General features: G+C 67.9%; 27 protein-coding genes. 16 read left to right on the plus strand and 11 right to left on the minus strand.

Features of this window, described 5'->3' with window-relative positions:
* Nucleotides 1-320 (plus strand): hypothetical protein (locus FHS79_RS18535; protein ID WP_207792325.1); only part of this gene is annotated, 320 nt, incomplete at its 5' end.
* A 62-nt stretch (nucleotides 321-382) separates the two neighbouring features.
* Nucleotides 383-1,375: a potassium channel family protein gene (locus tag FHS79_RS11515; protein WP_184199950.1), complete on the plus strand. Its 993-nt coding sequence runs from the start codon at nucleotides 383-385 to the stop codon at nucleotides 1,373-1,375.
* Nucleotides 1,376-1,381: 6 nt separating this feature from the next.
* Here the strand turns inward: FHS79_RS11515 and FHS79_RS11520 are convergent, their stop codons facing one another.
* From FHS79_RS11520 to FHS79_RS11530, 3 genes are all read right to left on the minus strand, one after another.
* Nucleotides 1,382-1,951, minus strand: a complete 570-nt coding sequence (locus FHS79_RS11520; protein ID WP_274603681.1) for an ActR/PrrA/RegA family redox response regulator transcription factor — start codon at nucleotides 1,949-1,951, stop codon at nucleotides 1,382-1,384.
* A gap of 5 nt (nucleotides 1,952-1,956) precedes the next feature.
* The gene (locus FHS79_RS11525) at nucleotides 1,957-3,234 is read right to left on the minus strand and encodes an ActS/PrrB/RegB family redox-sensitive histidine kinase (RefSeq protein ID WP_184199954.1); all 1,278 of its coding nucleotides are present in this window, start codon (nucleotides 3,232-3,234) and stop codon (nucleotides 1,957-1,959) included.
* Between the two features lie 83 nt (nucleotides 3,235-3,317).
* The gene (locus FHS79_RS11530; protein WP_341534449.1) at nucleotides 3,318-3,908 is read right to left on the minus strand and encodes an ankyrin repeat domain-containing protein; all 591 of its coding nucleotides are present in this window, start codon (nucleotides 3,906-3,908) and stop codon (nucleotides 3,318-3,320) included.
* Between the two features lie 100 nt (nucleotides 3,909-4,008).
* On the opposite strand from FHS79_RS11530, the gene FHS79_RS11535 reads away from it, so the two are divergent.
* From FHS79_RS11535 to FHS79_RS11560, 6 genes are read left to right on the plus strand one after another with little or no spacing between them, the layout of a single operon-like run.
* Nucleotides 4,009-4,623, plus strand: a complete 615-nt coding sequence (locus tag FHS79_RS11535; protein WP_184199957.1) for an SCO family protein — start codon at nucleotides 4,009-4,011, stop codon at nucleotides 4,621-4,623.
* The gene (locus FHS79_RS11540) at nucleotides 4,613-5,050 is read left to right on the plus strand and encodes a YcgN family cysteine cluster protein (protein ID WP_184199960.1); all 438 of its coding nucleotides are present in this window, start codon (nucleotides 4,613-4,615) and stop codon (nucleotides 5,048-5,050) included. The genes FHS79_RS11535 and FHS79_RS11540 overlap by 11 nt, the downstream gene beginning before the upstream one ends.
* Nucleotides 5,051-5,082: 32 nt before the next feature.
* The gene (locus FHS79_RS11545; protein WP_184199963.1) at nucleotides 5,083-5,760 is read left to right on the plus strand and encodes a M48 family metallopeptidase; all 678 of its coding nucleotides are present in this window, start codon (nucleotides 5,083-5,085) and stop codon (nucleotides 5,758-5,760) included.
* Nucleotides 5,761-5,800: 40 nt separating this feature from the next.
* Nucleotides 5,801-6,556 carry a trehalose-phosphatase gene (gene otsB / locus FHS79_RS11550; RefSeq protein ID WP_184199966.1) on the plus strand — a complete coding sequence of 252 codons (756 nt, stop codon included), beginning with the start codon at nucleotides 5,801-5,803 and terminating at the stop codon, nucleotides 6,554-6,556.
* The gene (locus FHS79_RS11555) at nucleotides 6,553-8,364 is read left to right on the plus strand and encodes a glycoside hydrolase family 15 protein (RefSeq protein WP_184199969.1); all 1,812 of its coding nucleotides are present in this window, start codon (nucleotides 6,553-6,555) and stop codon (nucleotides 8,362-8,364) included. Before otsB ends, FHS79_RS11555 begins: the two co-directional genes overlap by 4 nt.
* Complete coding sequence (locus FHS79_RS11560) at nucleotides 8,361-9,728, plus strand: trehalose-6-phosphate synthase (RefSeq protein ID WP_184199972.1); 1,368 nt, start codon at nucleotides 8,361-8,363, stop codon at nucleotides 9,726-9,728. Before FHS79_RS11555 ends, FHS79_RS11560 begins: the two co-directional genes overlap by 4 nt.
* Nucleotides 9,729-9,731: 3 nt before the next feature.
* Here FHS79_RS11560 and edd read toward each other — a convergent pair whose 3' ends face one another.
* Together edd and FHS79_RS11570 are read right to left on the minus strand one after the other, a co-directional pair.
* On the minus strand, nucleotides 9,732-11,525 hold the full coding sequence (gene edd / locus FHS79_RS11565; protein WP_184200229.1) for a phosphogluconate dehydratase: 1,794 nt from the start codon (nucleotides 11,523-11,525) through the stop codon (nucleotides 9,732-9,734).
* On the minus strand, nucleotides 11,522-12,034 hold the full coding sequence (locus FHS79_RS11570; protein WP_184199975.1) for an SH3 domain-containing protein: 513 nt from the start codon (nucleotides 12,032-12,034) through the stop codon (nucleotides 11,522-11,524). The genes edd and FHS79_RS11570 overlap by 4 nt, the downstream gene beginning before the upstream one ends.
* Nucleotides 12,035-12,079: 45 nt before the next feature.
* On the opposite strand from FHS79_RS11570, the gene FHS79_RS11575 reads away from it, so the two are divergent.
* Both FHS79_RS11575 and FHS79_RS11580 read left to right on the plus strand, forming a co-directional pair.
* The gene (locus tag FHS79_RS11575; protein ID WP_184199978.1) at nucleotides 12,080-13,090 is read left to right on the plus strand and encodes a 2-hydroxyacid dehydrogenase; all 1,011 of its coding nucleotides are present in this window, start codon (nucleotides 12,080-12,082) and stop codon (nucleotides 13,088-13,090) included.
* Nucleotides 13,091-13,287: 197 nt separating this feature from the next.
* A complete protein-coding gene (locus FHS79_RS11580) occupies nucleotides 13,288-14,313 on the plus strand; it encodes a zinc-dependent alcohol dehydrogenase family protein (protein ID WP_184199981.1) in 1,026 nt (341 codons plus the stop codon).
* 58 nt (nucleotides 14,314-14,371) lie between these two features.
* On the opposite strand, the gene FHS79_RS11585 is transcribed toward FHS79_RS11580, so the two are convergent.
* A complete protein-coding gene (locus FHS79_RS11585; RefSeq protein WP_207792326.1) occupies nucleotides 14,372-15,049 on the minus strand; it encodes an isochorismatase family protein in 678 nt (225 codons plus the stop codon).
* Nucleotides 15,046-16,404, minus strand: coding sequence for a M20/M25/M40 family metallo-hydrolase (locus FHS79_RS11590; RefSeq protein ID WP_184199984.1), 1,359 nt, complete (start codon nucleotides 16,402-16,404; stop codon nucleotides 15,046-15,048). The genes FHS79_RS11585 and FHS79_RS11590 overlap by 4 nt, the downstream gene beginning before the upstream one ends.
* A gap of 75 nt (nucleotides 16,405-16,479) precedes the next feature.
* On the opposite strand from FHS79_RS11590, the gene FHS79_RS11595 reads away from it, so the two are divergent.
* Entirely contained in the window at nucleotides 16,480-17,754 is a 1,275-nt protein-coding gene (locus tag FHS79_RS11595) for a dicarboxylate/amino acid:cation symporter (RefSeq protein ID WP_184199987.1), read from the plus strand.
* Nucleotides 17,755-17,763: 9 nt separating this feature from the next.
* Nucleotides 17,764-18,156, plus strand: coding sequence for a DUF1801 domain-containing protein (locus FHS79_RS11600; protein ID WP_184199990.1), 393 nt, complete (start codon nucleotides 17,764-17,766; stop codon nucleotides 18,154-18,156).
* Here FHS79_RS11600 and FHS79_RS11605 read toward each other — a convergent pair.
* Nucleotides 18,153-18,926: a class II aldolase/adducin family protein gene (locus FHS79_RS11605; protein ID WP_184199993.1), complete on the minus strand. Its 774-nt coding sequence runs from the start codon at nucleotides 18,924-18,926 to the stop codon at nucleotides 18,153-18,155. The genes FHS79_RS11600 and FHS79_RS11605 overlap by 4 nt on opposite strands.
* A 5-nt stretch (nucleotides 18,927-18,931) precedes the next feature.
* On the minus strand, nucleotides 18,932-19,084 hold the full coding sequence (locus tag FHS79_RS11610; protein WP_207792327.1) for a DUF2256 domain-containing protein: 153 nt from the start codon (nucleotides 19,082-19,084) through the stop codon (nucleotides 18,932-18,934).
* Nucleotides 19,085-19,163: 79 nt separating this feature from the next.
* Between FHS79_RS11610 and FHS79_RS11615 the strand changes: the two genes are divergently transcribed.
* Nucleotides 19,164-20,780 carry an alkaline phosphatase D family protein gene (locus FHS79_RS11615; RefSeq protein WP_184199999.1) on the plus strand — a complete coding sequence of 539 codons (1,617 nt, stop codon included), beginning with the start codon at nucleotides 19,164-19,166 and terminating at the stop codon, nucleotides 20,778-20,780.
* A 77-nt stretch (nucleotides 20,781-20,857) separates the two neighbouring features.
* Nucleotides 20,858-21,850, plus strand: coding sequence for an alpha/beta hydrolase family protein (locus FHS79_RS11620; RefSeq protein WP_184200002.1), 993 nt, complete (start codon nucleotides 20,858-20,860; stop codon nucleotides 21,848-21,850).
* Between the two features lie 16 nt (nucleotides 21,851-21,866).
* On the opposite strand, the gene aroB is transcribed toward FHS79_RS11620, so the two are convergent.
* Together aroB and FHS79_RS11630 are read right to left on the minus strand one after the other, a co-directional pair.
* Nucleotides 21,867-22,979: a 3-dehydroquinate synthase gene (gene aroB / locus FHS79_RS11625; RefSeq protein WP_184200005.1), complete on the minus strand. Its 1,113-nt coding sequence runs from the start codon at nucleotides 22,977-22,979 to the stop codon at nucleotides 21,867-21,869.
* A complete protein-coding gene (locus tag FHS79_RS11630) occupies nucleotides 22,976-23,560 on the minus strand; it encodes a shikimate kinase (protein WP_184200235.1) in 585 nt (194 codons plus the stop codon). The genes aroB and FHS79_RS11630 overlap by 4 nt, the downstream gene beginning before the upstream one ends.
* Nucleotides 23,561-23,585: 25 nt before the next feature.
* Here FHS79_RS11630 and FHS79_RS11635 point away from each other — a divergent pair, with 25 nt between their 5' ends.
* Complete coding sequence (locus FHS79_RS11635) at nucleotides 23,586-25,439, plus strand: hypothetical protein (protein WP_184200007.1); 1,854 nt, start codon at nucleotides 23,586-23,588, stop codon at nucleotides 25,437-25,439.
* On the plus strand, nucleotides 25,439-26,335 hold the full coding sequence (locus FHS79_RS11640) for a tyrosine recombinase (protein WP_184200010.1): 897 nt from the start codon (nucleotides 25,439-25,441) through the stop codon (nucleotides 26,333-26,335). Before FHS79_RS11635 ends, FHS79_RS11640 begins: the two co-directional genes overlap by 1 nt.
* The last annotated feature ends 330 nt before the right edge of the window (nucleotides 26,336-26,665 follow it).

Consider the following 26,665-nt stretch of genomic DNA (forward strand, 5'->3'; position numbering starts at 1 on the left):
CGCACCCGCCGACCCTCGCGCGGCCGCTCGGGCGAAACCTGCCCCTCAAGAACATCGCGGCCGGGAATGACGCCAGACGGAACGGCGGGCTGGGCAAGAAGCGGGCCGGCAACGGTGGCCAGCGCCAGCGCAAAGCCAAGGCACGGCATGCGCTTCGGGCGTCGTGCCCTGCTTCCCCCCCGGAAGTACAACTCTGCCCCCACATCCAGCTATCGGCATCCGGCGGGTGCAACCCGTTCAAATATCGATACGCCGAGAAAGTCCCCAAGGATGCGTTCTCCACCCGGGCGGCGGCGAGTGCAAGCAAATTTCTTTCCTGATCAGCCGCCGCGCTGCCACCCTTTTCCTTTCACGGCGCGCCGCTACAAAGGCTGCCATGGCAATGATCCTCACCCGTGCAAGCCCGGTCTCGCCGTGGCGTTCGCTCGGCATTCGGGTGCTCATGGTCGCTTCGCTCATCGCCATCGCCATCGCCGGCCACTGGTTCGGACGCGACGGGCTGCACGACAACCTCGATGGCGTCATCAGCTTCTCCGATGTGCTCTATTTCACCATGATCACCGTGGCGACGGTGGGCTTTGGCGATATCGTGCCCGTCTCGGAGGGCCAGCGCCTGTTCGCAACCTTCGTCGTCACGCCGATCCGGCTGTTCGTCTGGCTGCTCTTTGTCGGTTCGGCGTATGAATTCCTGATCAAGGGTGCCTGGGAGACATTTCGCATGACCAAAATTCAAGAGCAGCTCAAGGGCCATATCATCGTGGCGGGCCATGGCGAGAGCGGCTCGCAAGCGGTGAGCGAGCTTCTCCGCCGCGGATCGCTGCCGCAGGAAATCCTGGTCATCGAACAGAATGAAAAGGCGCGCGCCGCCGCGGTGGCACTCGGCGTCAACGTGATGGACGCCGATGCCACGCGCAACGCGACCCTCGAAGCCGCGCGCCTCAAGACAGCGCGCGCTCTCATCGTGTCGACCGGCCGCGACGATACCTCGATCCTCGTCACCCTCACCGCGCACGGCCTGGCCCCGGATGTTCCGATCCGGACCGTCATTCGCCATGTCGACAACGAAACACTGGCGCGCACTGCGGGTGCCGACACGGTCATCAATCCTGCAAGCTTTGCGGGACTGCTGCTGGCAGGCGCCTGCCACGGACCCCATACGGCCGACTATCTGGCCGATCTCGCTGCAACCGACGGCCGCGTGTCGCTCAACGAGCGACCGGTCGCACCCACCGAGATCGGCAAGTCGCTCGCCGACCTCGAAAGCGGTCTCGGCCTCCGCATCTACCGTGGCGAGCTGGCCATCGGCTTCTGGGAAGACGGAGCCAGAACCCTCAAGCCAGGGGACATGATCGTGGAGATCGTCCCCAACAGCTGACAAGCCTCAGCGTGGCGAGCGCTTCGCGAGGATCCGCTGCAGCGTCCGCCGATGCATCTTCAGCCGCCGCGCGGTCTCGGACACATTGCGATCGCAAAGCTCGTACACCCGCTGGATATGCTCCCAGCGAACCCGGTCGGCCGACATCGGCTCGGGCGGCGCTTCCGGGCGCTCGCCCTCGTCGGCCGACAACGCCCGAACAATGTCCTCCGGGTCGGCCGGCTTGGCGAGATAATCGACCGCACCCGCCTTCACGGCAGCCACGGCAGTGGCAAGGTTGCCATAGCCGGTGAGCACGACGATGCGCATGTCGGGGGACATCGCGCGAAGCTCGGTGACGAGATCGAGGCCATTGCCGTCATCGAGTCGCATGTCCACCACGGCATGGCTGGGCTTCAGCCGCGCCGCTTCGACCCGCGCTTCGCCCAGGCTGCCGGCGGCAGTCACCGCAAAGCCCCGCCGCTGCAGCATGACCGTGAGGCGCTGGCGGAAGGGGGCATCATCATCGACGAGAAGCAGCGGCATCAGTGGCGCGCTGCTCGGTGTGATCTCGCTGTCCGTGGGCATGGTCGCCATGGTGTTCACTCCTGTCCTGTCGCTTCAATATGGGGTCGCGGCCACCGAACGTCCACCTGCGCCCCACCGTCGCGGCGGTTGGTAAAGGCGAGGCGGCCTCCAGTGCGCTCAAGCAATGTCGTGGCGATGAAAATGCCGAGGCCGGTGCCGCCGCTGCCCGATTTCGAAGGCCCCAGATCGGGCTCGCCGAAACGCGGCAGCAATTCGGCCGGAAAGCCCGGGCCGTCGTCGAGCACGATGATATGGACGTCGCTGCCACTGGCCGTGGCGTGCAGCTCCACCGCCGAGCCAGCATGGCGCACGGCATTCCCGACAAGATTGGCAAGCCCGTGCAGCAGCTCGGGCGAGCGCTTCACATGCGGCAGCGCGCCCGGCGCATGGACGCGGATCGGCACCCGCGCCGGCTCGGCATTGCGCGCTACCTCGTGGAGCAGCACATCGAGACCGAGCGTCGCAAACGGATCTTCCGCCTCGGCCCGCCGCGCGATCCGCACGAGGATGCCGCGCGACCGAGCCGCTTCGCTTTCCAGCAGCCGGATATCGTCGCCGAATTCGGGGTCGTCGCCCAGCGCATCCGAAAGGCTGCGCGCGATCAGCGTGATGGTGCCGAGCGGCCCGCCAAGCTCATGGGCCGCAGCCGCGGCAAGGCTCCCGAGCGCGCTCATCTTGGCCTCGCGGGTGAGCGCCGCTTCGGTCGCCACAAGGGCCCGTGCCCGGTCGCGCGCCTGCGCGGACACGAGCCACAGATAAATACCAAGAAAGCCGATCGCCAGCGCCATCGAGGTTGCCACGCCGATCCGATACATCATCGGAAAATCAGGGGGCGTCCCGCCCTCCCAGGGCAGCGGCCGCGCCCACACCCAGAGTGCTGCCAGAATGAGCGCGGCCAGCCCGCCGAGCACCGCCATCGCGCGCGCCGGCAGCAGCGTGGCAGCAATCGTCACCGGCATGATCAGCAGGACGGCAAACGGATTGGCCAGCCCTCCGGTGAGGAACAGCATCACGCCTGCCTGCACAAGGTCGAACGCCAGATGCAGCACCAGGTCCATGCCCTGCAGCCGCGCATGGCGCCCGTAAAGCGTCACCAGCCCGATGTTGAGCACGGCAGACGCCGCCAGCGCTGCAATCAGCGAGGGCCAGGGCAGCGGATAGCCGAGCCCCAGCCCCACCACGATCAGCGTCGCGAACTGGCCCCCCACCGCGATCCAGCGCAGGAACGCCAGCGTGCGAACCTTCACCCCCGGCCGGTCGAACGCAGCGGCAGCGATTGACGGAATTTCCATGATCGCCCTCTAGCGACTCATGTCGCACCCCGCCATGCGACGAAAACGCGGGCAGCGCTCGCAAAATTTCGCGGCAGCCGGCCTCAGATCGACGGCCCCTGCGCCGGACGCACCTTCTTCTCCGCCACCTCCGCCAGCCGCTTGGCAATGGCTGCGGCACGTGGATCGGCCTTGGCGACGTCGCGGGCCGAGGTCCCGCTGTTGTCGGCGAGGTCGGGGTTGGCGCCGGCGCCGAGCAGCATCTCGACAATCTGCAGGTCGCGCGCCTGCACGGCCTTCAGCAGCGCCGTCTCGCCCAGCCGGTTCTGCAGATTGGGCTGCGCCTTGACGCGCACGAACAGGTTCACGCCATCGGTCCAGCGCGCCACCGTCGCAAGCATCAGCGGGGTGTTGCCGTCGCGATCCTTCATGTTCACATTGGCCCCGTATTTCAGCATGAAGCCGACCCAGGGCAGGTCGGTGCGCCGGGTGGTGATATGGATGCCGCCTTCGCCCGTGTCGGCATCGCGGGCATTGGCAACGATGGTGCCAGGCTTTTCCGCAAGCTCGGTGGCCTTGCCGACATCCTTGTCCTTCACTGCCTTGATGAAGCTGTAGCTGTCCGAAAATTGCGCCGCAGCCGGGGAGCCGGCCAGCAGCACTGCTGCCGCAAGGGTGCGCATCACCAGGTTCACGATTTCACTCTCCTCCAGCCCGAACGCCGCGCCGCATCGACAAGTGCGGGATGCCGGCTTATTTCGCGATGATGACATGGCATAGCCCCGGCAACCCTCGATGAACAGTATCTTGAAACGCGCCCGCATCGTGGCGCTGGTGCTGGCCGTCGCCCTTGCCGGCTGGATCGGCTGGCAGCAGTTCGGCAGCCAAAGCAGCCCCCAGGGCAATCTGGTCGGCAGTTCGCTCGGCGGCGCCTTCCAGCTCGTCGATCAGGATGGCCAGCCGCGCAGCGACGCCGATTTCAGGGGTCAGTGGCGCCTCATGTATTTCGGCTACACCTTCTGCCCCGATGTCTGCCCCACCGACATGGCGGTCATCGGCCGTGCCCTCCAGCAGTTCGAGGCCAGCGACCCCGCGCGTGGCGCGAAGGTGACGCCGATCTTCACCACGGTCGATCCGGCGCGCGACACGCCCGAGGCCATCAAGCCTTTCGTCAAGGCCTTTCACCCGCGCTTCATCGGCCTCACCGGGTCCGAGCCGGCGGTGGCAGCGGCAATGAAGACCTTCGGCATCTATGCGAAAAAGGCCGAGACGCGCGATCCGGAGAATTACCTCGTCGATCATTTCGCCGTCTTCTACCTGTTCGATCCCGAAGGCCGCCCGGTGGCCTTCCTGCCCCATGGCAGCGAGGCCGCCGAACTGACGGCGATGCTGAACACCCATGTCCGATAAGCCGTTCTGGGAGACCGTGCCGCTCGAGCGGATGACCCGCAAGGAGTGGGAGAGCCTGTGCGACGGCTGCGGCAAATGTTGCGTCCACAAGCTCGAAGACGAGGAGACCGACGAGATTTTCCACACCAACGTCGCCTGCCGCCTCCTCAACGTGAAGACCGCGATGTGCAGCGACTATGCCAACCGCAAGGCGCATGTGCCCGAGTGCGTGCGGCTCACCCCGGCGAAACTCGACGAGATCGAATGGCTTCCCGACAGTTGCGCCTATCTGCGCGTCCACCGGGGGCAGGGGCTGGCAGACTGGCACCCGCTGGTGAGCGGCGATCCGGATTCGGTCCGCAAGGCCGGCATTTCGGTAGCAGGCAAGGTCATCTCCGAGCTCGATGCCGGGGATCTCGAAAACCACATCATCGAGAACGAGCTTTGAGGCTGTTTTCACGATTGCCCGAAGCGGTGGTCGTGAACGGTCGCACGCTGCCGGTCGTCGCCACCCGCTATGCCCAGGCCCGCGCCATCCGCCTCAAGCCCTGCGCCATCGCAGGTGCGGTCAAGATCAGCTTGCCGGCGCGCGGCGGGGTGCGCGAGGCGATCGACCTGCTCGAGAGCCACCGCGGCTGGCTGGCGGCGCAGGTCGCGAAATGGCCGGTCGCCGTCCCGTTCGTCCATGGCACACGGCTGCCCTTCGACGGCGGCGAGCTGCTCGTCGACTGGGATGAAGCGCGCAGCCTCCGCGTGCTGCGCGCCGGAGACCGGCTGCTTGTCGGCGGCCCGGCGGCCGGGGTGGCGGACCGGGTGAAGCGCTGGCTGCTGCGCGAGGCGCGTGCGGCGCTGCTTCCTGAAACACAGTGTCTGGCCACCAGCGTGGACCGAACACTGGCCCGGGTGGCGCTGGGCGATCCGGTCGGCCGCTGGGGCAGTTGCAACGCCCGCACCGGCAGCATCAACTATTCGTGGCGGCTCATCCTGGCGCCGGCCTGGGTCCGGCAATCGGTGGTGGCGCATGAGGTGGCGCATCTCGTCCACGCCAACCATGGCCCGGGCTTCTGGGCGCTGGTCGCGGAGCTCGATTCGCGCGCCGGGGAAAGCAAGCGCTGGCTGGGCCGGCACGGACGCGGGTTGCATCTCGTCGGCCGGTGAGGGGTTCACGCACAACCCCCGAAGCGACTAGGGTTGCCCGATGTCCTACCAAACCAGTTTCGATCTGGCGCCGGCAGCGCCCCCCTCCCTGTCCACATCGCGCGATGCCGTCCTGCTCGATTTCGACGGAACGCTTGTCGAGCTCGTCGATCGGCCCGATTCCATCATCGTCGATCCTCACCTTGCTGCACTCCTGCAAGCGCTCGCGGTGCGCTTTGCCGGCCGCGTCGCGCTGGTGAGCGGCCGCTCGGTGGCACAGCTCGAACAGTTTTTCGGCGCAGCGCTGGGCGGGATTGCCCTGGTGGGCAGCCATGGTGCCGAAGTCGCCGCCGGCGGCCACCGGCTGGCCCCCGCGCGCCCGCCGGCGCTGGAGGGCGCCGAGCAGGCCATCCGCCAGGCCTTTGCTGGCGAGGAGGGCGTGGTCGTGGAGGTGAAGACGCTCGGCGTGGCGATCCACTGGCGCCTCGCCCCGCACGCCGAGGAACGCGCGCTGGCCCTGGCGCACGACCTCGCCGCCGCCTCCGGGCTTGCCGTGCAACCGGGCAAGATGATGATCGAACTGCGCACCGGCGGGCACGACAAGGGCAGCGGCATCGCCATGCTGATGGCGCAGGCACCGTTCAGCGGCAGCGTCCCGGTGTTCGTGGGGGACGACCTCACCGACGAGCCCGGCTTCGAGGCCGTGCGCGCGCTCGGCGGTCACGGCATCCTCGTCGGTGCCGAGCGCCCCACGGCGGCCCTGTACAGGCTGAACGACGTCGCAGCGGTGCGCGGCTGGCTGGAGCAGGCGGCATGATCGACCCTTCGGGCGTGGCCACGCTCGACCTGTGGCCCATCGGCAATTGCCAGGTCTCGGCGCTCATCAACCGCGCCGGCGACTTTGTGTGGGGGTGCATTCCGCGCGTCGATGGCGATCCGTTGTTCTGCAGCCTGCTCGGCGGCGTAGCACCGGACGACGCCGCCGCCTTCGGGCACTGGAAGATCGAACTCGACGGCGCCACCGAAAGCCATCAGGCGTATCTGCGCAACACGCCGGTGCTGCGCACCGTGCATGAGGACGGTCGTGGCAATGCCGTGGAAATCCTCGATTTCTGCCCGCGCTTCAAGCGCACCGGCCGCATGTACCGGCCGGTGGCATTCGTGCGGATCGTGCGTCCGCTGGCCGGCAGCCCGCGCATCCGCGTGGCGCTGCGCCCGGCGCGGCAATGGGGCACCGCGCGCGCCGGCACCACCCGCGGCTCCAACCATATCCGCTATCTCGTCGGCGATGGCGTGATGCGCCTGACCACCACGGCACCGATCAACTGGATCGAGGACGAGACGGTTTTCCGCGTCGAGCGCCCGCTCTACTTCTTCCTCGGGCCGGACGAGAGCTTTTCCGATGATCTCGCCGCCGGCCTCGAAACCATGCTCGATCGCACCATCGACGAATGGCGCCACTGGGTACGTGGCCTCGCCACGCCCCATGAATGGCAGCAGGCGGTCATCCGCTCGGCGATCACCCTCAAGCTCTGCCAGCACGAGGAGACCGGCGCCATCGTCGCCGCGATGACGACCTCGATCCCCGAACATGCCGGGTCGGGCCGCAACTGGGATTATCGTTACTGCTGGGTGCGCGATGCCTATTACACCGTGCAGGCACTCAACCGCCTCGGCGCCCTCGATGTGCTCGAAACCTATCTCGAATATCTGCGCAACATCGTCGACAATGCCGCCAGCGGCCATATCCAGCCGCTCTATGGTGTCGGCGGCGAGGCGCTCCTCGTCGAGCGCGAGGCCAGCGCGCTCGCCGGCTATCGCGGCATGGGCCCGGTCCGCGTCGGCAACCAGGCCTATGAGCAGGTCCAGCACGATGCCTATGGCCAGATCATCCTGTCCAACGCTCAGGCGTTCTTCGATCATCGGCTGCTGCGGATCGCAACGCTCGAGGATTTCCACGCCCTCGAGCCCGTCGGCGAGCGCGCGTGGGAGAAGTTCGATCAACCCGATGCGGGTTTGTGGGAGCTTCGCACCAAAAGCCATGTCCACACCTATTCGGCGGCGATGTGCTGGGCGGCATGCGACCGGCTGGCCAATGTCGCCGAAGTGCTCGGAATCACGCAACGCGAAACATTCTGGCGCGAGCGGGCCGCGGTGATGCGCGCCCGGATCGAGGAAGCGGCATGGCGCCCCGAAACAGGCAGGCTGTCGGCAACCTTCGCCGGAGACGACCTCGATGCCAGCCTGCTGCAATTGCTCGACCTGCGCTTCCTGTCTCCCGATGATCCGCGCTTTCGCGGCACATTGGCGGCCGTGGAGGGCGGGCTGCGGCGCGGCTCGCACATGCTGCGCTACGCCACCGAGGATGATTTCGGGCTCTCGCACACCGCCTTCAACGTCTGCACCTTCTGGCTGATCGAGGCGCTGCACTTCACCGGTCGCGATGCCGATGCGCGCGCGCTCTTCGAGGAAATGCTGTCGCGCTGCACTGCCGCCGGGCTGCTGTCGGAAGACATCGATCCCGTCACCGGCGAGCTCTGGGGCAACTATCCGCAAACTTATTCGTTGGTGGGCATGATCAATTGTGCGGTTTTGCTCAGCAAGCCCTGGAGCGCCATAAGGTGAGCAGGCTCATCGTCATCTCCAACCGCGTCTCGGCGCCGACGGCAGACAAGCCGGGTGCGCAGGGCGGGCTGGCGGTGGCGCTCAGCGCAGCACTGCGCGAGGCCGATGGCGTATGGTTCGGCTGGTCCGGCGAAACGGGAGAGACCGGCGAGCCGAACTTCCAGACCTTCGACGGCGTCACGTCGGCGACGATCGACCTGCCCGAGCAGGACGTCGAGGAATATTATGACGGCTATGCCAACCGCACGCTCTGGCCGCTCTTCCACTATCGCCTCGGGCTCACCGAATTCGAGCGCGAATTCCAGGGCGGCTACGAGCGGGTCAACCGGCTGTTCGGCGATGTCATCGCGCCGCACATCCAGTCGGACGACCTGATCTGGGTGCATGATTATCACCTCATCCCGCTGGGGTGGATGCTGCGGCAGCAGGGGCTGACCAACAGGCTCGGCTTCTTCCTCCACATCCCCTGGCCGCCGACACGGCTGCTGACAGCACTCCCCGAGCACCGCCGGCTGGTCGATGCGCTGTTCGCCTATGATGTCGTCGGTTTCCAGACCCGCGAGTGGCTCGAAACCTTCCATGATTATGTGGTCCGCGAAATGGGAGGATCGATCGGCGAGGACGATCTCGTCACTGTCGGCGGGCGGACGATCCGTGTCATTGCCTGCCCGATCGGCATCGATGCCGACGAGTTCATCGCCAATGCCACGAGCGAACAGGCGCAGGCGGCCTACACAAGGATGGTCGAGAGCTCGATCGGCCGCAGCCTCATCATCGGCGTCGACAGGCTCGACTATTCCAAGGGCCTCGAGGAACGGTTCAACGGCTATCAGCGCTATCTGGAAACCCGGCCCGATGCGCACGCCAATGTCTATCTGCTGCAGATCGCACCGCCGTCGCGTGCCACGGTGGAAAGCTATCAGATCATTCGCGCGCAGCTCGATTCGCTGTCGGGCCGCATCAATGGCGCCTTCGCCGATGTCGATTGGGTGCCGCTGCGCTATGTCAACCAGAGCTACCCGCGCGCCGCACTGGCGGGTATCTACCGCGCCGCGCGCATCGGGTTGGTCACCCCGCTGCGCGATGGCATGAACCTCGTGGCCAAGGAGTTCGTGGCGGCGCAGGATCCGGAAGATCCCGGCGTCCTCATCCTGTCACGCTTCGCCGGTGCGGCCGAGCAGCTGGACAGCGCGCTGCTCATCAATCCCTACAGCCCCGACGACATCGCCGATGCCATCGACAAGGCGCTCGCCATGAGCCGCGAGGAGAGGGTCGCCCGCTGGCGGCCGATGTTCGAGAATGTCCGCGACGAGAGCGTCATCTGGTGGCGCCGCTGCTTCACCGACAGCCTGATGCGGGTCTGAAGCTCAAACGAGCAGCGAACACGCCCCGGCTTCGGCATCCGTGCTGGCGTGGCGCATCAGCCTGAACAGCTCGCGTCCCAGCCCGTCGGGAGCCGGCGGCGGCGGGGCAGGGGGCCGGCTGGCAAGGTCGGCATCGGCCGATATCACCCCCGTGTCGGCACAGACCGTGACCATGTCCCCATCGCGCAGCCGGCTCAGCGGCCCGGCGGCATGGGCTTCGGGGATGAGGTGAATGGCGGCGGGCACCTTGCCGCTCGCCCCCGACATGCGCCCATCGGTGATCAGCGCCACCCGGTGCCCGCGGTCCTGCAGCAGCCCCAGCGTGGGGGTGAGCTTGTGCAGCTCGGGCATGCCGTTGGCGCGCGGCCCCTGGAAGCGCACCGCGACAATCACATCGCGGTCGAGTTCACCCGCCTTGAAGGCGGCAATTACCGAATCCTGGTCATGGAAAATCCGCACCGGCGCGGTGATGCTGTGCCGATCATCGGGAATGGCACTGGTCTTGATGATGGCGCGGCCGAGATTGCCTGCCAGCAGCCGCATCCCGCCTTCGGCTGCGAAAGGCGTCGCCACCGGGGCCAGCACCGATGCATCCTGGGTGGCTTTCGGTCCCTCGGTCCAGCCGAGCGTCTCGCCGTCCATCACCGGCACCTTGGTCCAGTCCGAAAACGGACCGGCGATCGTGGCAATGTCGCCATGCGCCAGCCCGGCCCCCACCAGTTCCGAAATCACGAAGGCCATGCCGCCGGCGGCATGGAAGGCGTTCACATCGGCGCTGCCGCCCGGATAGACATGCGCGATGAGCGGGGTAACCCAGGAAAGATCGTCGAAATCCTGCCAGTCGATGATCAGCCCTGCCGCGCGCGCGATGGCGGGCAGGTGGATGGCATGGTTGGTGCTGCCACCGGTTGCCAGCAGCCCGGTGATGGCGTTGACGATGCTGCGCGCATCGACCAGCCGCCCGAACGCCTTGGCCGGGTCGCGCGTGTTTGCCACCGCAAGGTGCATCGCCGCGCGGGTGATGGCGGTGCGGATCGGCGTGCCGGGGTTGACGAAGCTGCTGCCCGGCAGCTGCAGCCCCATCATCTCGAGGAACATCTGGTTGGAATTGGCGGTGCCGTAAAACGTGCAGGTGCCCGGCGAATGATAGGACTGGCTCTCGGCATCGAGCAGCTCCTCGCGGCTCGCCTCGCCCGCAGCATGGCGCTGGCGCACGGCGGCCTTTTCCTTGTTCGGCAGCCCCGATCGCATCGGCCCGGATGGAATGAACAGCGCCGGCAGATGCCCGAAACGCAACGCGGCGATCAGCAGGCCCGGCACGATCTTGTCGCAGATGCCGAGCAGCACCGTGCCCTCGAACATCGCGTGGGACAGCGCCACCGCCGTGCTCATCGCGATCACGTCGCGGCTGAGCAGCGAAAGCTCCATCCCCGCCTGGCCCTGCGTCACGCCATCGCACATCGCCGGCACGCCGCCCGCTACCTGTGCCGTGCCCCCCGCTTCGCGGGCAAAGATCTTCAGCGCCTCAGGATAGCGGCCATAGGGCTGATGCGCCGAAAGCATGTCGTTGTACGCCGTCACGATCCCGATATTGGGAGCAGCACCGCTGCGGATCGTCGCCTTGTCGTCGAGGGCCGCGGCAAAGCCGTGCGCGAGATTGCCGCAACTCAGGCTTCCGCGCCGCAGCCCTGCCTCGCTCTCGCGGTCGATCAGGTCCAGATACGCCGCACGCGGCCCCGCCGAACGGGCAATGATTCGCGCGGTCACGGCTTCGAGAACAGGGTGCAATGCCATCAGTTGGTGATCACTTCCTTCGGGTAGGTCCCCCAAAGATGCGCGCGCAGGATAAAGCCCGATCGGCCTTCGTTCGACACGCGGCACCACACATCCTCGCACAGCGTGATGTTGACGACCGTGCCGGGCTCGATCCGCCACGCCACCCGCGAGCGTGTATTGGGTGCAACATAAAGAATGCGCTCGCGTTCCGTCACGACCGCGGTGCGGGTGCCGGTGAGCAGCGCCTTGTTCATCCAGCCGACGGTGCCATCGACATCGCGCACCTGCCGCCAGATGCCATATTCGCGCACCACCTCGAGCGGCAGCCCCTTGCGGCGATACTCCCACAGGATCGGGAAGCGCTGGTCATCCGGCCCGGCGCGCATCATCGCCCTGTTCGAGCGCAACGATACGAATCGCGGCACCGGCAGCGTGGTGGTGCCATCGGCATTTTCCTGCGCGCGAACAGGTGTGGCGACAGAAGCGGCGAGCAGGCCGCACAGCAGGGTGAGGCGGAGGGAAGGGGGCATGGATGCCGTCTTGACGCACACAAGGCGTGCGGGCAAGCCTTGCATATGTCCGCACGTCCCCGCCCCAAGGTCCCCCGCCCAAAGGTGATCGTCACCCGTCGGCTGCCGCAGCCGGTGGAAACGCGGATGGCCGAGCTTTTCGATGTCGAGCTCAACCTCGACGATTCGCCGATGAGTGCCGCAGCACTCGCCGATGCCGCCGGCCGCTGCGACGTGCTGGTGCCCACCGTCACCGACGAGATCGACGCCGCCGTGCTCGCTGCCGGTGCTGCCGGCGGGCGGTTGAAGCTGCTCGCCAATTTCGGCGTCGGCGTCGATCATATCGACCTCTCGGCCGCCCGCGCCCACCGCATCGCCACCACCAACACGCCGGGCGTGCTCACCGACGACACCGCCGACATGGTGATGGCGCTCATCCTCTCGGTGCCGCGCCGGCTGGGCGAAGGCGAGAAGTTGGTCCGCAGCGGCGAATGGCTCGGCTGGAGCCCTACCGGCATGCTCGGCCACCGCATCACCGGCAAGCGCCTCGGCATCATCGGCATGGGCCGCATCGGCCGCGCTGTCGCCACCCGCGCCCGCGCCTTCGGCCTCACGGTGCATTATCACAACCGCCACCGCCTCCCCGCCGAAGTCGAGAGCGAGCTTGAAGCGACGTGGTGGCAGAACCTCGATGCCATGCTGGCGCGGGTCGATTTCATCACCCTCAACTGTCCGCACACCCCCGAAACGCATCACCTCATCGACGCCCGCCGCTTCGCGCTGATGCAGCGCCACGCCTATCTCATCAACGCCGCGCGCGGCGAGATCGTCGACGAGAATGCGCTGTGCGAAGCCCTGGCCGCCGGCCGCATCGCGGGTGCGGGCCTCGATGTCTTCGAGCGCGAGCCGGCGGTCGATCCCAGGCTGTTGGAACTCCCCGGCGTGGTGCTGCTGCCGCACATGGGCTCGGCCACCTTCGAGGGCCGCCAGGCAATGGGCGAGAAGGTCATTGCCAATATCCGGGTCTGGGCGGACGGGCATCGGCCGCCGGATCTGGTGTTGGAGGAGTGGGTGTAGCGCAGCGCGGCACAAAATAGCGGAGCTATTTTGCGACTCGCGCAAGCTCGGCCAGCGAGGCGGCTGGCCCTTAGCCAGCCGAACTCGTCTGACGTCAGTCGCGGCTTTGCCGCGACCCTTTGCTAGACCCCCCTCCCTCCAAAGCCAGTCGCCGCCACCCTTCCACACCCCTAAGCTCCCCCCAAAGGAGCCCTCCCATGCACGCCATCCGCCTCTACAAGCCCGCCGGTCTCGACAACCTCCGCCTCGAAGACCTCCCCGACGCCCCCGCGCCGGGCAAGGGCGAGATCAAGGTCCGCATCCGCGCATCGAGCCTGAACTATCATGATTACATGGTGGTCATGGGCGGCATCCCCACGCCCGACGGCCGCATCCCGATGTCCGATGGCGCAGGCGAAGTCCTGGCGGTCGGCGAGGGTGTTACCGAGTTCAAGCCGGGCGACCCGGTGGTGTCGGTATTCTTCCCCGCCTGGCCCGATGGCCTCCCCTCGATGGCTGGCTTCGCCAGCGTGCCCGGCGACGGTGCGGACGTTTTCGCCGCGGAGGAAGTCACCCGCCCCGCCACCGATTTCACCCATGTGCCAGTGGGTTACACCCATGCCGAGGCCGCCACGCTCACCTGCGCCGGGCTCACCGCCTGGCGTGCCCTCGTCGTCGAGGGCCAGTTGAAGGCCGGCCAGACGGTGCTGGTACAGGGCACCGGCGGTGTGTCGGTGTTCGCACTGCAATTCGCCAAGATCATGGGCGCAACGGTGATCGCCACCTCGTCATCCGACGAAAAGCTGGCGCGGATGACCGAACTCGGCGCCGACCATGTCATCAACTATCGCACCACACCCGATTGGGGGAAGGCGGCGCTGGCGCTCACCGGCGGCCGCGGGGTGGATCACATCGTCGAGATCGGCGGTGCCGGCACCATGCCCGAATCGATCATCGCGGTGGCGGTCGGCGGTCATATCTCGCTCATCGGCGTGCTGGCGGGCTATGCCGGGCCCATCTCCACGGTACATCTGATGGCCAAGCAGGTGCGGCTGATCGGCATCACCGTCGGCACAAGGCGCCAGCAGCAGGACATGATCCGCGCCATCGACGCCTCCGGGCTGAAGGGGGCCGGGCTGAAGCCGATCATCGACGATCGCCGCTTTCCGCTTTCAGAACTCGCCGAAGCCTTCAAGCTGCAGTCCAGCGGCGGCCATTTCGGCAAGATCTGCGTCGAAATTTAGAGCGTGTTTCGCAAAACTGGGCACCGGTTTTGCGATAAAAACACGCGACAACAATACACTAGCCCCGCGCCTCCAGCCAGTCGGCAACCTCCTGCACCGGCACCACATCGGCATATTTCAGCTGCAGGTCGGTCAGATTGGCGAAGTGATAACTGGCATGCTTGTCGGCGGTCGTCTCGATCGGCACGATCGTCCGGTAGCCGCGCGACAGGCTGTCGACCGCGGTCGCGCGCACGCACCCCGACGTGCTGCCGCCGGTCACGACCACCGTATCGACCTGGTGCCACACGAGCAAGGACTGCAGCGGCGTCTCGTGGAACGCCGAAGGCATGCGCTTGGTGAACTGCGTGTCGGACGCCTGGATGTCGCAGCGCTCGTCATAGGCATGCCGGTCCGAGCCATATTTGATGTTCTGCAGGCTGTCGGGCGTATCGGTGCGCGTGCCCCACACGCCAGCGTCCGACGCGTCGTCGGCGAAAGCCACGCGCGTCCACACCACTGGCATCGCTGCAGCCCGGGCGAGGCGGCTGATTGTGTTGGCATGCTCAATCTGGCGAGGGTCGGTCTCGTACGCCGTCTTGTAGCGGTCGATCCGCGTATAGGCGTTCTGGAAATCGACGTTGACGATGGCGAGCTTGCCGCCGAACCCGAACCGCGCGCGCGCCGGATTGGCCATCACATCCTCGAAGATCTCGCGCGCGGTGCGCCCGTCCTCGACCATGCGCGTGCCGATCATTTCGCTGTTTCCCTGATCAGCGTCCGCCAATGCTCCACTGCCGGCGCAATCGCCGCCAGCGGCACTCGCTCGTTGAGCCCATGCGCAAACGCATCCGCCGAGCGCATGAACAGCCCCGACACGCCGTAGCTCGGGATACCTTGGGCGCGGTAGAACACGCTGTCGGTTGCCCCCGCCGACATGTCCGGCGTCGGCTCCAGCCCGGCAAAGCGCGCCTGCACCGCCTTGCGCACCGCACCGGTGATCTCGGGGGTGAGCGGCGAAGCCGGGGTGGCCGGCCAGTCGGACACCGGCTTCACCGTGATCGCCGGGTCCCCCGCCAGTTCGGTGAGCGTCGCCTGCACCGCCTTCACATCGGTCCCCGGCAAAATCCGGCAATTCACGATCAAACTGGCGCGCTGCGGCAGCGCATTGGGGGCATGGCCGGCTTCGAAGATCGTCGGCTCGCAGGTGGTGCGGATCAGCCCCACCGTGCCCGGATCGGCAGTCAGCGCCGCAATGGCAGCCGCGTCCTGCTCGTTCGCCAGCAGCGCCTTGATCTGCCCGCCCAGCGCATCGGTGCGCCGCCGCGCCTGCTCGGCCAGCATCCCGCGCGTGATCGGCGAGAGCGCCACCGGGAACTTGTGCCCGCCGATCCGCGCCGCAGCCGCCGACAGGCGGGTGATCACATTGTCCCCCGTCGGCCGGCTCGAATGGCCGCCGGGGCCGGTGAGCTGCAGCGTGAAATCGGCATAGGTCTTTTCCGCCGCCTGCAGCCCATAGCCAAGCGGCCGCCCGGCATCGTCCAGTTCGCCGCCGCCGGCATCGGTGTTGAGCACCATCACCACGCCCGCCGCTTTCGCTTCCAGCGCCTGGGGGGCGGCGGTGAGGCCATCGGTCTCCTCGTCGCCCGAGAAGAACAGGTGGACATCGCGCCCCGGCTTGAACCCCTCGCGGCGCAGCGACGCGATTGCCGTCAGCGACATCGACAGGTCGAACTTGTTGTCCGCCACGCCGCGCCCGAACAGCAAACCATCCGCCGCCGTCGCCACGAACGGGTCGCGCGTCCAATCGGCGGCCTTGGCCTCCACCACATCCATATGGCTGATGATGGCGATCGGCGGCTTTTCCCCGGTCCCGCGCCACACCGCGTGCAGCCGGCTTTCATCGCCTTTCGCCGTCAATGTCACGTCAGCCGGTGCAAAGCCCATCGCCAGCAGCTCGCCGCGCAGGAACTCGGCATAGGCCAGCCCCTGGCCGCGCCCCTTCACCGTGGCGAAGCCCACCGACTTTTCGAGCAGCGTGCGCGCCTCGTCTGCCGGAGCGGCCTGAACCGAAGTGCTGACGAGAAGGGCGAGCGCTGCAAGTGTCTTCATGGCCGACGTGGTAGCCCAACGCATGCCGCACAGAAAGGGGTTGACGATACGCCGCCCCGCTTCCAGCGTCCCGGCATGGCGACCAACAAACTCACCCGAAACATCCTCATCGCCCTCGTGCTGGGGCTGGTGGTGGGATACATCATCAACCTGACCGCCGGCTCGCCCGAGGCGACGCGCGAAATCGCCCGCTATCTCGGCATCATCACCCAGCTCTTCCTGCGGCTGATCAAGATGATCATCGCCCCGCTGGTGCTCTCCACCCTCATCGTCGGCGTCGCGCACATGGGCTCGGGCGGCTCGATCGGCCGCACCTTCGCGCGCACCCTCGCCTGGTTCATCGTCGCCTCGGTGGCGTCGCTGTCGCTCGGCATCCTGATGGTCAACATCCTGCAGCCGGGTGTGGGTGTCGGCCTCACCCTGCCCGATGCCGCGGCATCGTCGGGGATCACCAAGGCGGCGTTCGACGCGACGACCTTCTTCCCCAACCTCGTGCCCAAATCGATCTTCGAAGCGATGGCGACCAACGAGATCCTGCAGATCGTCGTCTTCTCGCTGTTCGCCGGTGTCGGCCTCATCGCCATCGGCGAGCAGGGCGCGCCGATCATCCGCGGGCTTGATGCGCTGATGCACCTGATGCTGAAGATCACCGGCTATGTGATGCAGACTGCACCCTTTGCCGTCTTCGCCGCCGTCGCCTCCTCGATCGCGGTCGAGGGGCTGGGAATCATCATCACCTTCGGCAAGTTCATCGGCAGCTTCTATCTCGGCCTCGGGATGCTCTGGGTGCTGCTGCTCAGCGCCGGTGCCTTCGTCATCGGTGCCGCCAACGTCAAGCGGCTCATCGGCACCATCCGCGAGCCCTTCCTCATCACCTTCGCCACCGCCTCGTCCGAAGCCGCCTACCCCAAGATGATCGAGGCGCTCGATCGCTTCGGCGTGCCGACGCGGATCACCAGCTTCGTGCTGCCCTTGGGGTACAGCTTCAACCTCGATGGCTCGATGATGTACTGCGCCTTCGCCAGCATCTTCATCGCCCAGGCCTATGGCATCGAGCTGACACTGGCGCAGGAGATCTTCATGCTCGGCCTGCTGATGATCACGTCCAAGGGCATCGCCGGCGTACCGCGCGCGTCGCTCGTCGTCATCGCCGCCACGCTGCCCTATTTCGGCATCCCCGAAGCCGGGCTGCTGCTCATCCTCGCCGTCGACCATTTCCTCGACATGGGCCGCAGCGCCACCAACGTCATCGGCAATGCCGTGGCAACGGCGGTGATCGCCAAATGGGATGAAGCCGATGTCGTCAAGGCTGCCGCCGCTTCAGCGCTGCTGGCCAAGCCGGCGGAGTAGGGCAGGGCCATGGCAACGACCGCGACCGAATCGTCCGTCGATGCCTTTCTCGAAAGCGTTGCCCCCGAAGGCCGGCGCGACGATGCGAAGCAGCTTTGCGCGATCATGGCAGATGTGGCGCAGCTGCCGCCGGCCATGTGGGGCAGTGCCATCATCGGCTTCGGCAGTCATCACTACCGATACGCCAGCGGCCGCGAGGGAGACATCTGCAGAATCGGCTTCAGCCCGCGCAAGGCTGCCAATGTCATCTATCTCGCATGCGATCTGGCGCCGCTCGAAGCGATCCTTGCCCGCCTCGGCAAGCACGAGCGCGGCGCCGGCTGCCTCTACATCAAGAAGCTCAAGGACATCGACCGCACGGCGCTCGGCGAGCTGCTCAACGCCGCCTGGGCAGCGACCTAATCCCGGAAGGAAGCATCCGCCCGGTCGAGCTTGCGCAGCAGCGCCGGCCACGCCAGCATGTTGCCCACCAGCTTCAGCCCGGCGCGTCCCTGGTTCGCCGCCTTTTCCGGCGTCCCCTGCGGCGGGTGATTGAGCAGCGCGGTGCCGCCGGCCAGCGCCAGGCACTGCGCCTCGCAGGCGCGCTCCAGAAAGTACATCTTGATGAAGGCCTCCGCCACCGTCTCGCCCACCGTGAGTGTGCCATGGTTGCGCAGGATCATCGCCGATTTGGTGCCGAGGTCGGCCACCAGCCGTTCGCGCTCCTCGAGGTCGGTCGCGACCCCCTCGTAATGATGGTAGGCCAGCTCGTCGCGGATCAGCATCGCCGTCTGGGTGATCGGCATCAGCCCCTCCGCCTGTGCAGCCACGGCCTGCCCATGGGGAGTGTGAAGATGGATCACCGCATGCGCATCCTCGCGCGCCATATGAATGGCGGAATGGATGGTGAAGCCCGCAGCGTTGGTCAGGTACGGCGTTTCCATCACCGGATGGCCATCGACATCGATCTTGACGAGGCTCGACGCGGTGATCTCCTCGAACATCAGATTGTACGGGTTGATGAGGAAGTGATGTTCCGGCCCCGGCACCCGCACCGAGAGATGCGTGAAGATCAGGTCATCCCAGCCATGCATCGCCACCAGCCGATATGCGGCGGCGAGATCGACGCGCAGCGCCCATTCCGCGTCCGAAACCTGTTCCTGCACCGATTGCGGCTTCATCTGGGTGGCCATGGTCATCATCCTCCCTTCGCGCGGGCATAGGCCCCGCTGCGACATGCGTCGGAACAATAGCGCACATTTTCCCAGTCGCGTGCCCATTTCTTTCGCCAGCTGAACGGCCGCCCGCAGGCGGCGCAGTCCTTCGTCGGCAGGTCGGCCTTGTTGCGCATCCTTGCCACGCGGGGCATCCTCACAAACTGTCACATTCCCGCATTAACGGGGCCAGCATTCCTTATCCGGAGAACTGCAATGCGTCTCGCCCTCGATCGTCGCGCCTTCATCGCTGCATCCGCGGCCGGGCTGCTGCTGCCGGTGCGCCCCGCACTGGCGCAGCTCTGGCCGGCCTCGGGATTCACGCACGGCGTGGCATCGGGAGACCCCGGCGCCGATTCGATCCGACTGTGGACGCGCTATGCCAGTGCCGATGGCCGCGATGCCACACTCAAGGTCGAAGTCGCGCGCGATCCGGGCATGACCGACATCGTCGCCCGCAGCGAAGTGGTGGCGGGGCCGGCGAGCTGGGGAACCGCCCAGGCACGCATCGCCGGGCTGCCGGTGAGCGGCTGGCTCTTCTACCGCTTCACCGCCCCCGATGGCACCCAGTCGGCCGTCGGCCGCACCCGCACGCTGCGGCAAGGGCCGCTCAGCCGCTTCAACATCGCGGTGGTCAGCTGCTCGAACAAGCCGTTCGGCCATTTCAACGCCTATGCCCATATCGCCCAGCGCACCGACATCGATCTGGTCGTGCACCTCGGCGATTACATCTACGAATATCAGCGCGGCGCCTATCCGAGCGTGGCCGAGGCGCTCGAAGGCCGCACCATCGAGCCCGCGCACGAGATGGTGGCACTCGACGATTATCGCCAGCGCTATGCCAGCTACCGCATCGATCCGGCACTGCAGGAGCTGCACCGCAACTTCCCGATGATCGCGATCTGGGACGATCACGAGATCTGCAACGACAGCTGGAAGGCCGGCGCCCAGAACCACCAGCCGAACGAAGGTGATTACGCCGTGCGGCTCGCCGCCGCCACCAAGGCGCACAAGGAGTGGCTGCCGCAGGCCGACCGCATGTGGCAGCGCTACGACATCGGCAATCTCGTCAGCCTCATTACCGTCGACACGCGCATCCATGGCCGCGACCAGCAGCTCGATATCGTCCCCGTGCTGCGCGCCGGCCCCACTGCCATCGCCCAGTTCCGCGATGGCCCGCTGGGTGCGGCCGACCGCCAGCTGCTCGGCGCCGACCAGGAAGCATGGCTGTTCGATACGCTCGCCAGCTCGGTCAAGGCCGGGCAGAAGTGGCAGCTCCTCGCCCAGCAGGTCATCATGGGCAATGTGCTCACCCCGCCCAATGCGATGGAGTTCCTCAGCCCCGATGCCGATCCGCGCGCCAAGGGCTTTGTCGCGGCGGGGCTGGCGGCATCGCAGGCCGGCGTTTCAGCCGCCATGGACATGTGGGCCGGCTATCCCGCCGCCCGCCGCCGCCTGCTCGCCGCCGCCCAGAAGGCAAATGCCGACCTGGTGGTGCTGGCCGGGGACAGCCACAACGCCTGGGCGTTCGACCTCGCCAACGACGGCAAGCCCGCCGGCGTCGAATTCGCAGTCCAGTCGGTCACCTCGCCGGGCTATGAAAGCGCGCTCAAGTCCGATCCGGCAAAGATCCGCGACGCGCTGGTCGGCGCCAGCCCCGAGCTCAAATGGTGCGACACCAGCCAGCGCGGCTACATGACCGTCAGCTTCACCCCCGAGAAGGTGACGAACGAGTGGACCTTCATGTCCGGCATCCGCAGCGTCAGCACTGCCACCAGCGGCACGCGCGCCGCCACGGTCGCGCGCGGCGCGCGAAAGATGGTCATCGCCTGACCCGCGGCGCCGCGCGGGGTTGCGCGCTGCGGGGTGGCCTGCTTGAGTGCTGACGGTCGCAGCGATCGAGGCCGGGGATGAGTGTTTCCGCATCAGGCAGAGGTCGCCACCACACACTCGTGCCATTGGCGCTGCTGGCCGGTCTCCTCGTTTCCGGCCCGGCGCTGGCGACGCGCTGCGAAAGCCTTGTGCGCGATCCCGCACGGCAGCGCAGCATCCCGGTCGCGGTCACCCTGCCGGAGGCGGGTGCGGCTTTGCCGGTGGTGATCTGGAGCCCCGGCCTCGGCGGCGGGCTGGCACAGGGCCGCCGCTATGCGGAAGCCTGGGCCGCCGCCGGCATCGCCACCGTGCAGATCGAGCACCCCGGCTCCGATGCCACCGTCTATCGCGAGGCGGCGGCGCTGGCGAAGGCGGAGGATGATCCGGCCGCCGGCCAGCGGGCAAGCGCTGCCCGTGTGCGCGCCGGCGCCAGCGGCGGCCAGGTGGCGGCGCGGCTCGGCGATGTGGCACTCGTCCATGCGCTGCTGGCCGGCGGGGACACGCTGGGTGCCTGCATCACGTCGCGCATCGATGCGGCCAATGCGGGAATCGCCGGGCACAGCATGGGCGCCTGGGTGGCGCAGATCATGGCTGGCCAGGCGCTTCCGGGGCTGATGATGAGCAATCTGCCCCCGTTTCGCGCAGCCCTTGCGATCAGCGGCTCGGCATTGGCGCCTGCGGCCGCGCTGCCCACAAGCGCCGCCGGCATCGCCATGCCCTTCATGCTCGTCACCGGCGCGCTCGACGGCGCTCCCGAAAATGCCGACGCCGCCGCCCGCGCCGCCAATGTAAAGACGCGCACCGCGCTCTGGCCGCACCTGCCGGCCGGGGACAAATATCTGCTGGTCCTGGGCCGAGCCACCCACATGCAATTCGACGGCTCCGCACGCAACCTGACCGCCAGCATCGCCGCGCGCCTCCTTCCCGCCACCACCGACTTCTGGCGCGCCAACCTGGCCGATGACACCGTGGCGGCGGCGAGGCTGAAGGGCTTCAGGCCTGCCGAGGGCGAAGTGTTCGAGCTGCGCTGAACGTCAGCCCAGGACCTCAGCCCACCACCTCGGCCAGAAACGCCTCCACCTCCGCCAGCGCCACGTCCCGCGCCACAAAGGCTTGGCCGATCCCGCGCACCAGGATGAAGGGCAGGCGGCCGGCCGATACTTTCTTGTCCTGCATCATGTGCGCGATCAGCCTCGCCGGCGGTGCCGCCAGGCCGAGCGCCGCCGGCGAAAGGGTGAAGCCATGCGCTGCCAGATGCGCCTGCGCCCGCGCGGCATCGGCGGCCGGGCAGAGCCCGAGGCGGGCCGAGAAGGCAAAGGCCAGCGCCATGCCCAGCGCCACGCCTTCGCCGTGCAGCAGCCGGTCCGAAAAGCCGGCCTCAGCCTCGAAGGCATGGCCGAAGGTGTGGCCCAGGTTGAGCAGTGCGCGCACATCCTCGGTCTCGCGCTCGTCGGCAGCGACGATCCGCGCCTTGGCCCGGCACGAGACGGCAATCGCCTCGGCCTGTGCCGCCGCATCGCCCGCCAGCACCGCCGCCGCATTGGCCTCGCACCAGTCGAAGAAGCCGGCATCGCCGAGCAGGCCGTATTTCACCACCTCGGCATAGCCGGCGCGCAGTTCGCGCGGCGGCAGCGTGGCGAGCACCTGCGGGTCGATCAGCACCATCGCCGGCTGGTGGAAGGCGCCGATCAGGTTCTTGCCCGCTGCCGCGTTGATCGCGGTCTTGCCGCCCACCGAACTGTCCACCTGCGCCAGCAACGTGGTCGGGATCTGCACGAACCCGCAGCCGCGCCGCAGGATGCTGGCTGCAAAGCCCGTCAGATCCCCGACCACGCCGCCGCCCAGCGCCACAACCACATCGCGCCGCTCCACCCCAAGCGCCAGCAGCCCCTCGCACACCCGCTCCAGCCCGGCCCAGTTCTTCGCCCCCTCGCCGGGCTCGAGCACGATCGCATCGACGGCAATGCCTTCCGCTGCCAGGCTGGCCTCGAGCGCCGGCAGATGCAGGCCCGCCACCGCCCGGTCGGTCACCACCGCCAGCCGCTTGCCGCCCGGCTTCGCCGCCACCAGCGGCGCCAGCAATGCCCCGGCACGCGCCAGCAGCCCGGCTTCGATATGGATGGGATAGGTGCGCGCGCCCAGCGCGACATCGACGATCATTTGCGTCCCCGGTTCGCGGCAAAAAGTGCGGCGATGATGGCTTCGACGGTCTCGGCGTGCGGCCCGCCGCTGCTCCTCACGGTGATCGGCGCCTCGGCATAGAAGGGCGCGCGCACCTCGGCCAGCGCGCGCAGCACCGTCGCCGGGTCCGAGCCTGCAAGCAGCGGCCGCGTATCCCGCTTCTGCACACGCTCCACCAGCGTCTCGATATCGGCATCGAGCCACACCGCCAGGCTGCGCTCCAGAATCAGCGCGCGGGTATCGGCCTGCACAAAGGCGCCGCCGCCGGTGGCCACCACCTTGGGCGCCCCGTCGACCAGCCGCGCGATCACCCGGCGCTCGCCATCACGAAAATGCGCCTCGCCGAAGCGCTCGAAAATCTCGGGAATGGTCATGCCGCACGCCACCTCGATCTCGGCATCGGCATCGACGAACGGCAGCCCCAGCCGCGTGGCGAGCCGCTTGCCCACCGTCGTCTTTCCCACCCCCATCAGCCCGACAAGCGTGATCGGCCGCAAGGCAGCGGTGCGGAGCTTTCCGGCCACCGACCGAACCGAAGAGATTTTCGCGTCGCACTCCATCATCCCCCCCGCTATAGCTGCCGCCATGGGCGAAACACCATCCCCCCGCACACCGGCTCCCCGCAGCCCGGTCCCTCGCACCGCCAGCGCGCGGCGCGGCCTGCTGCTCGTCGCCACGGCAGCACTGCTCGTCACGCCGGTGGTCGGCCAACAACCGGAGCCCCCGCCAGCGCCAGCGCCGTCACCAAGGTCGCTGCTGCCCGAAGCCTTCCGCCAGTCGGACGAGGGGCAGACCGAAGCCGCACCGCTCCCCGGCGTCGCACCGCCCCCACCTGTCGGCGCGGCCGCACCCGAGGTGCTGTCCGGCGACGCGCTGCTGCAGCCACCACTCGATGGCGTCGAGCTCCCCGGCACCGCGGAAGCCCCCGATCCCTTTGCAAACGACCCCGTCCTCGATGCGCGAATGACCGGCGTGCTCGACACGGCCAGTGGCGGCTGGGGCAATGCAGTGTTCGCCGGCTCGGACGGTCGATACCTTGCCGCCCTCGCGCGCCGCATCGATGCGCCCGTTGCATCACGCTGGGCGTCGATCGGCCTGCGCCGCGCCCTCATCACCCGGGCAACGGCACCATCGCGCATTCGCGCCGGCGATTGGGTCGCGGCGCGCGCCTGGCTGCTGCTGCGGATGGGCGAGATCGACGCCGCCTCGCTCCTCATCAGCCGGCTGCCCGTCGAAGCGCACACCAGCAACACTACGCGCATTGCCGGCCAGGTGGCGCTGGCAGCCGGAGATCTCGGCGCACTGTGCCCCATCGCCCGCGCCGGGCGGCAGGCAAGTGCCGACACGATGTGGGAGCTCGCCATGGGCATGTGCGCAGCCCTCGAAGGCGATGACATCTCGGCTGCCGCGCTGTTCGATTCGCTGCGCAACCGCCAGACCGGCATTTCCGCCTTCGATGTGCGCCTCGGCGAGCGCATCGCCGTCGTTGCTGGTGGCGGCGGCCGCGCCACCAACATCGAATGGTCCGAGGCGCCCCGCATAACTCCCTATCGCTACGGCGTGTCGATGGCCGCCGGCGTGCAGGTCCCTGCGGACCGGCTGACGTCGCTCGGCGCCGGCCGGCACGGCTGGTTCGTTCGCCAGCCGGCGCTGGCCCCGGCAGTTCGTCTCGCCAGCCTCGGTCCCGCTGCGGTGCAGGGCAGCCTTTCGGTGCAGGAATTCGTCTCGGGGATAGCAGCGCTCGCCCCCGACGATGCGGACACCAGCCGCGGCGCGCGGCTGCGCCAGGCCTTTGCCGGCGCCGGCCCCGTGCAACGCGTGGCGGCAATGAAGGCGATCTGGGACGAATCCGCCGAAGGCATGACCATCGAAGCCGCACGCTACGCCGGGCTGCTGCAGACCGCCCCCGCCGCCGCCCGGCTGCCGGTGAGCGCCAGCGTGGCCGCCGACAGTGCGGACATCATCGCCAGCCTGCTCGCCGCCGGCAACACCGCACGCGCGCGCAGCTGGTGGCGCGTTGCGAGCGAAGCCGATGCCCCGGTGCGCGCCCGTGCCTGGGCGCTGCTGGCGGTGAGCGGCGGCATCGCCCCCACGGCAGACGCTTTCAGCGATTGGCAGGATGCGACCAACGCCGATGACCGCAGCGCAGCACGGCTGCTCGCCGCGCTTGCCGGGCTGGGTCTGGCGCGCGAAAGCGGCTGGAACGGCCTCAAGGACGATCTGCTGCCCAAGGCGGAAACCAGCTGGAGCCGTGCCATCAGCGCCGCCGGCACGGCGCGGCGGCCGGGCGAAGTGGCCATCCTCACCGCCACCGGCCTGCAGGGCGCCTGGGCCGATGTCCCGGCGCTGCACCTGTGGCGGATCACCGAGGCGCTCACCCGCGCCGGCCGCGTGCAGGATGCGCGGCTGATCGCCGCCGAAGCGCTTACCCGCGCCTGATGGCCGAGAGCGACCAGAGCCTCATCGCCCTTTTCCTGGACATGCTCGCCAGCGAGCGCGGCGCCGCACGCAACACCCTCTCCGCCTATGCGTCCGATCTCGCACAGGCATCCTCCGCCCTTGAAGGCCGGCTCGCCGTTGCCGACGCCGCGGCTCTGGCCAGGCTGGCCGCGCACTGGATGCCGCTGGCGCGCGCATCGGCAGCGCGCAAGCTGTCGGCCGTGCGGCAGTTCATGTCGTTCCTGCTGCGCGAGGGCATCCGCAGCGACGATCCGGGGCGTGATCTGGCAATGCCCGCACAACCGCGCACCCTTCCAAAATCACTCGGGCCCGGCGATGTCGAGGCGCTGTTCACGACGCTTGCCGCGCGATGTGCAGCGTCCCCCGATGATGCCCGGCTGGTGCGGCTGCAGGCGCTCATCGAGCTGCTTTATGGTTCAGGCCTTCGGGCTTCCGAGTTGGTCAGCCTGCCGCGCCATGCGGTGCGGCCGGGCAGGGGGCATCTGGTCCTCGCCGGCAAGGGTGGCCGCGAGCGGCTGGTGCCGATCGGCCGCGCCGCAGAGGCTGCGGTGGCGGCGCATGTGGCGAATGTGCCGGCGGATGCGCGCTGGCTGTTCCCGTCGGGCAAGGCCCATCTCACCCGGCTGCGCCTCTGGCAGCTGGTCAAATGGTTGGCTGCCGAGGCGGGCATCCCGCCAGCGCGCATCAGCCCGCACGTGCTGCGCCATGCCTTCGCCACGCACCTGCTCGAGGGCGGGGCCGACCTGCGGGTGGTGCAGACTTTGCTCGGGCATGCCGATATCGCGACGACGCAGATTTACACGCATGTGGCTGGGCGGGCGTTGATCGCCCTGGTGAATGAACGGCATCCGCTGCGCAGCGCGGCGACAAAATAGCGGCGCTATTTTGCGACTCGCGCAAGCACGGCCGGCGGGGCGGGCGCGCCTTCTGCGCCCGAACCCGTCCGACGGCGCGGGCTTTGCCCGCGCTCTTGCGCAGCGCGGCGACAAGATAGCGGCGCTATTTTGCGACTCGCGCAAGCACGCCCCGTCCGACGGCGCGGGCTTTGCCCGCGCCCTGTTCTTCCTTCCGTCCCTCCCTCTTGCTTCACCCAGCCACGCCGCCAGAAGAACAAGAAGAAAAGAGCGCGGGCAAAGCCTGCGCCGACGTCGGACGAGTTCGGTCAGCGAAGCTGCCCGCCTCGCCGGCCGGGTCTGATGCGAGTC

This window comes from Polymorphobacter multimanifer, from assembly GCF_014205635.1.
In the GTDB taxonomy this organism is placed as follows: Bacteria; Pseudomonadota; Alphaproteobacteria; order Sphingomonadales; family Sphingomonadaceae; genus Sandarakinorhabdus; species Sandarakinorhabdus multimanifer.

Excerpts from the sequence above, each read along its gene's own strand:
- FHS79_RS11580 (WP_184199981.1), top strand. The coding sequence starts at position 13,288 with ATGCACGCCATCCGCCTCTACAAGCCCGCCGGTCTCGACAACCTCCGC.
- FHS79_RS11605 (WP_184199993.1), bottom strand. The coding sequence starts at position 18,926 with ATGGCCACCCAGATGAAGCCGCAATCGGTGCAGGAACAGGTTTCGGAC.
- FHS79_RS11600 (WP_184199990.1), top strand. The coding sequence starts at position 17,764 with ATGGCAACGACCGCGACCGAATCGTCCGTCGATGCCTTTCTCGAAAGC.
- FHS79_RS11630 (WP_184200235.1), bottom strand. The coding sequence starts at position 23,560 with ATGGAGTGCGACGCGAAAATCTCTTCGGTTCGGTCGGTGGCCGGAAAG.
- FHS79_RS11555 (WP_184199969.1), top strand. The coding sequence starts at position 6,553 with ATGATCGACCCTTCGGGCGTGGCCACGCTCGACCTGTGGCCCATCGGC.
- FHS79_RS11610 (WP_207792327.1), bottom strand. The coding sequence starts at position 19,084 with ATGCGCAACAAGGCCGACCTGCCGACGAAGGACTGCGCCGCCTGCGGG.
- aroB (WP_184200005.1), bottom strand. The coding sequence starts at position 22,979 with ATGATCGTCGATGTCGCGCTGGGCGCGCGCACCTATCCCATCCATATC.
- FHS79_RS11520 (WP_274603681.1), bottom strand. The coding sequence starts at position 1,951 with ATGGCGACCATGCCCACGGACAGCGAGATCACACCGAGCAGCGCGCCA.
- FHS79_RS11620 (WP_184200002.1), top strand. The coding sequence starts at position 20,858 with ATGAGTGTTTCCGCATCAGGCAGAGGTCGCCACCACACACTCGTGCCA.
- FHS79_RS11590 (WP_184199984.1), bottom strand. The coding sequence starts at position 16,404 with ATGAAGACACTTGCAGCGCTCGCCCTTCTCGTCAGCACTTCGGTTCAG.
- FHS79_RS11585 (WP_207792326.1), bottom strand. The coding sequence starts at position 15,049 with ATGATCGGCACGCGCATGGTCGAGGACGGGCGCACCGCGCGCGAGATC.
- otsB (WP_184199966.1), top strand. The coding sequence starts at position 5,801 with ATGTCCTACCAAACCAGTTTCGATCTGGCGCCGGCAGCGCCCCCCTCC.
- FHS79_RS11570 (WP_184199975.1), bottom strand. The coding sequence starts at position 12,034 with ATGCCCCCTTCCCTCCGCCTCACCCTGCTGTGCGGCCTGCTCGCCGCT.
- FHS79_RS11640 (WP_184200010.1), top strand. The coding sequence starts at position 25,439 with ATGGCCGAGAGCGACCAGAGCCTCATCGCCCTTTTCCTGGACATGCTC.
- FHS79_RS11575 (WP_184199978.1), top strand. The coding sequence starts at position 12,080 with ATGTCCGCACGTCCCCGCCCCAAGGTCCCCCGCCCAAAGGTGATCGTC.
- FHS79_RS11515 (WP_184199950.1), top strand. The coding sequence starts at position 383 with ATGATCCTCACCCGTGCAAGCCCGGTCTCGCCGTGGCGTTCGCTCGGC.
- FHS79_RS11595 (WP_184199987.1), top strand. The coding sequence starts at position 16,480 with ATGGCGACCAACAAACTCACCCGAAACATCCTCATCGCCCTCGTGCTG.
- FHS79_RS11635 (WP_184200007.1), top strand. The coding sequence starts at position 23,586 with ATGGGCGAAACACCATCCCCCCGCACACCGGCTCCCCGCAGCCCGGTC.
- FHS79_RS11525 (WP_184199954.1), bottom strand. The coding sequence starts at position 3,234 with ATGGAAATTCCGTCAATCGCTGCCGCTGCGTTCGACCGGCCGGGGGTG.
- FHS79_RS11535 (WP_184199957.1), top strand. The coding sequence starts at position 4,009 with ATGAACAGTATCTTGAAACGCGCCCGCATCGTGGCGCTGGTGCTGGCC.
- FHS79_RS11540 (WP_184199960.1), top strand. The coding sequence starts at position 4,613 with ATGTCCGATAAGCCGTTCTGGGAGACCGTGCCGCTCGAGCGGATGACC.
- FHS79_RS11615 (WP_184199999.1), top strand. The coding sequence starts at position 19,164 with ATGCGTCTCGCCCTCGATCGTCGCGCCTTCATCGCTGCATCCGCGGCC.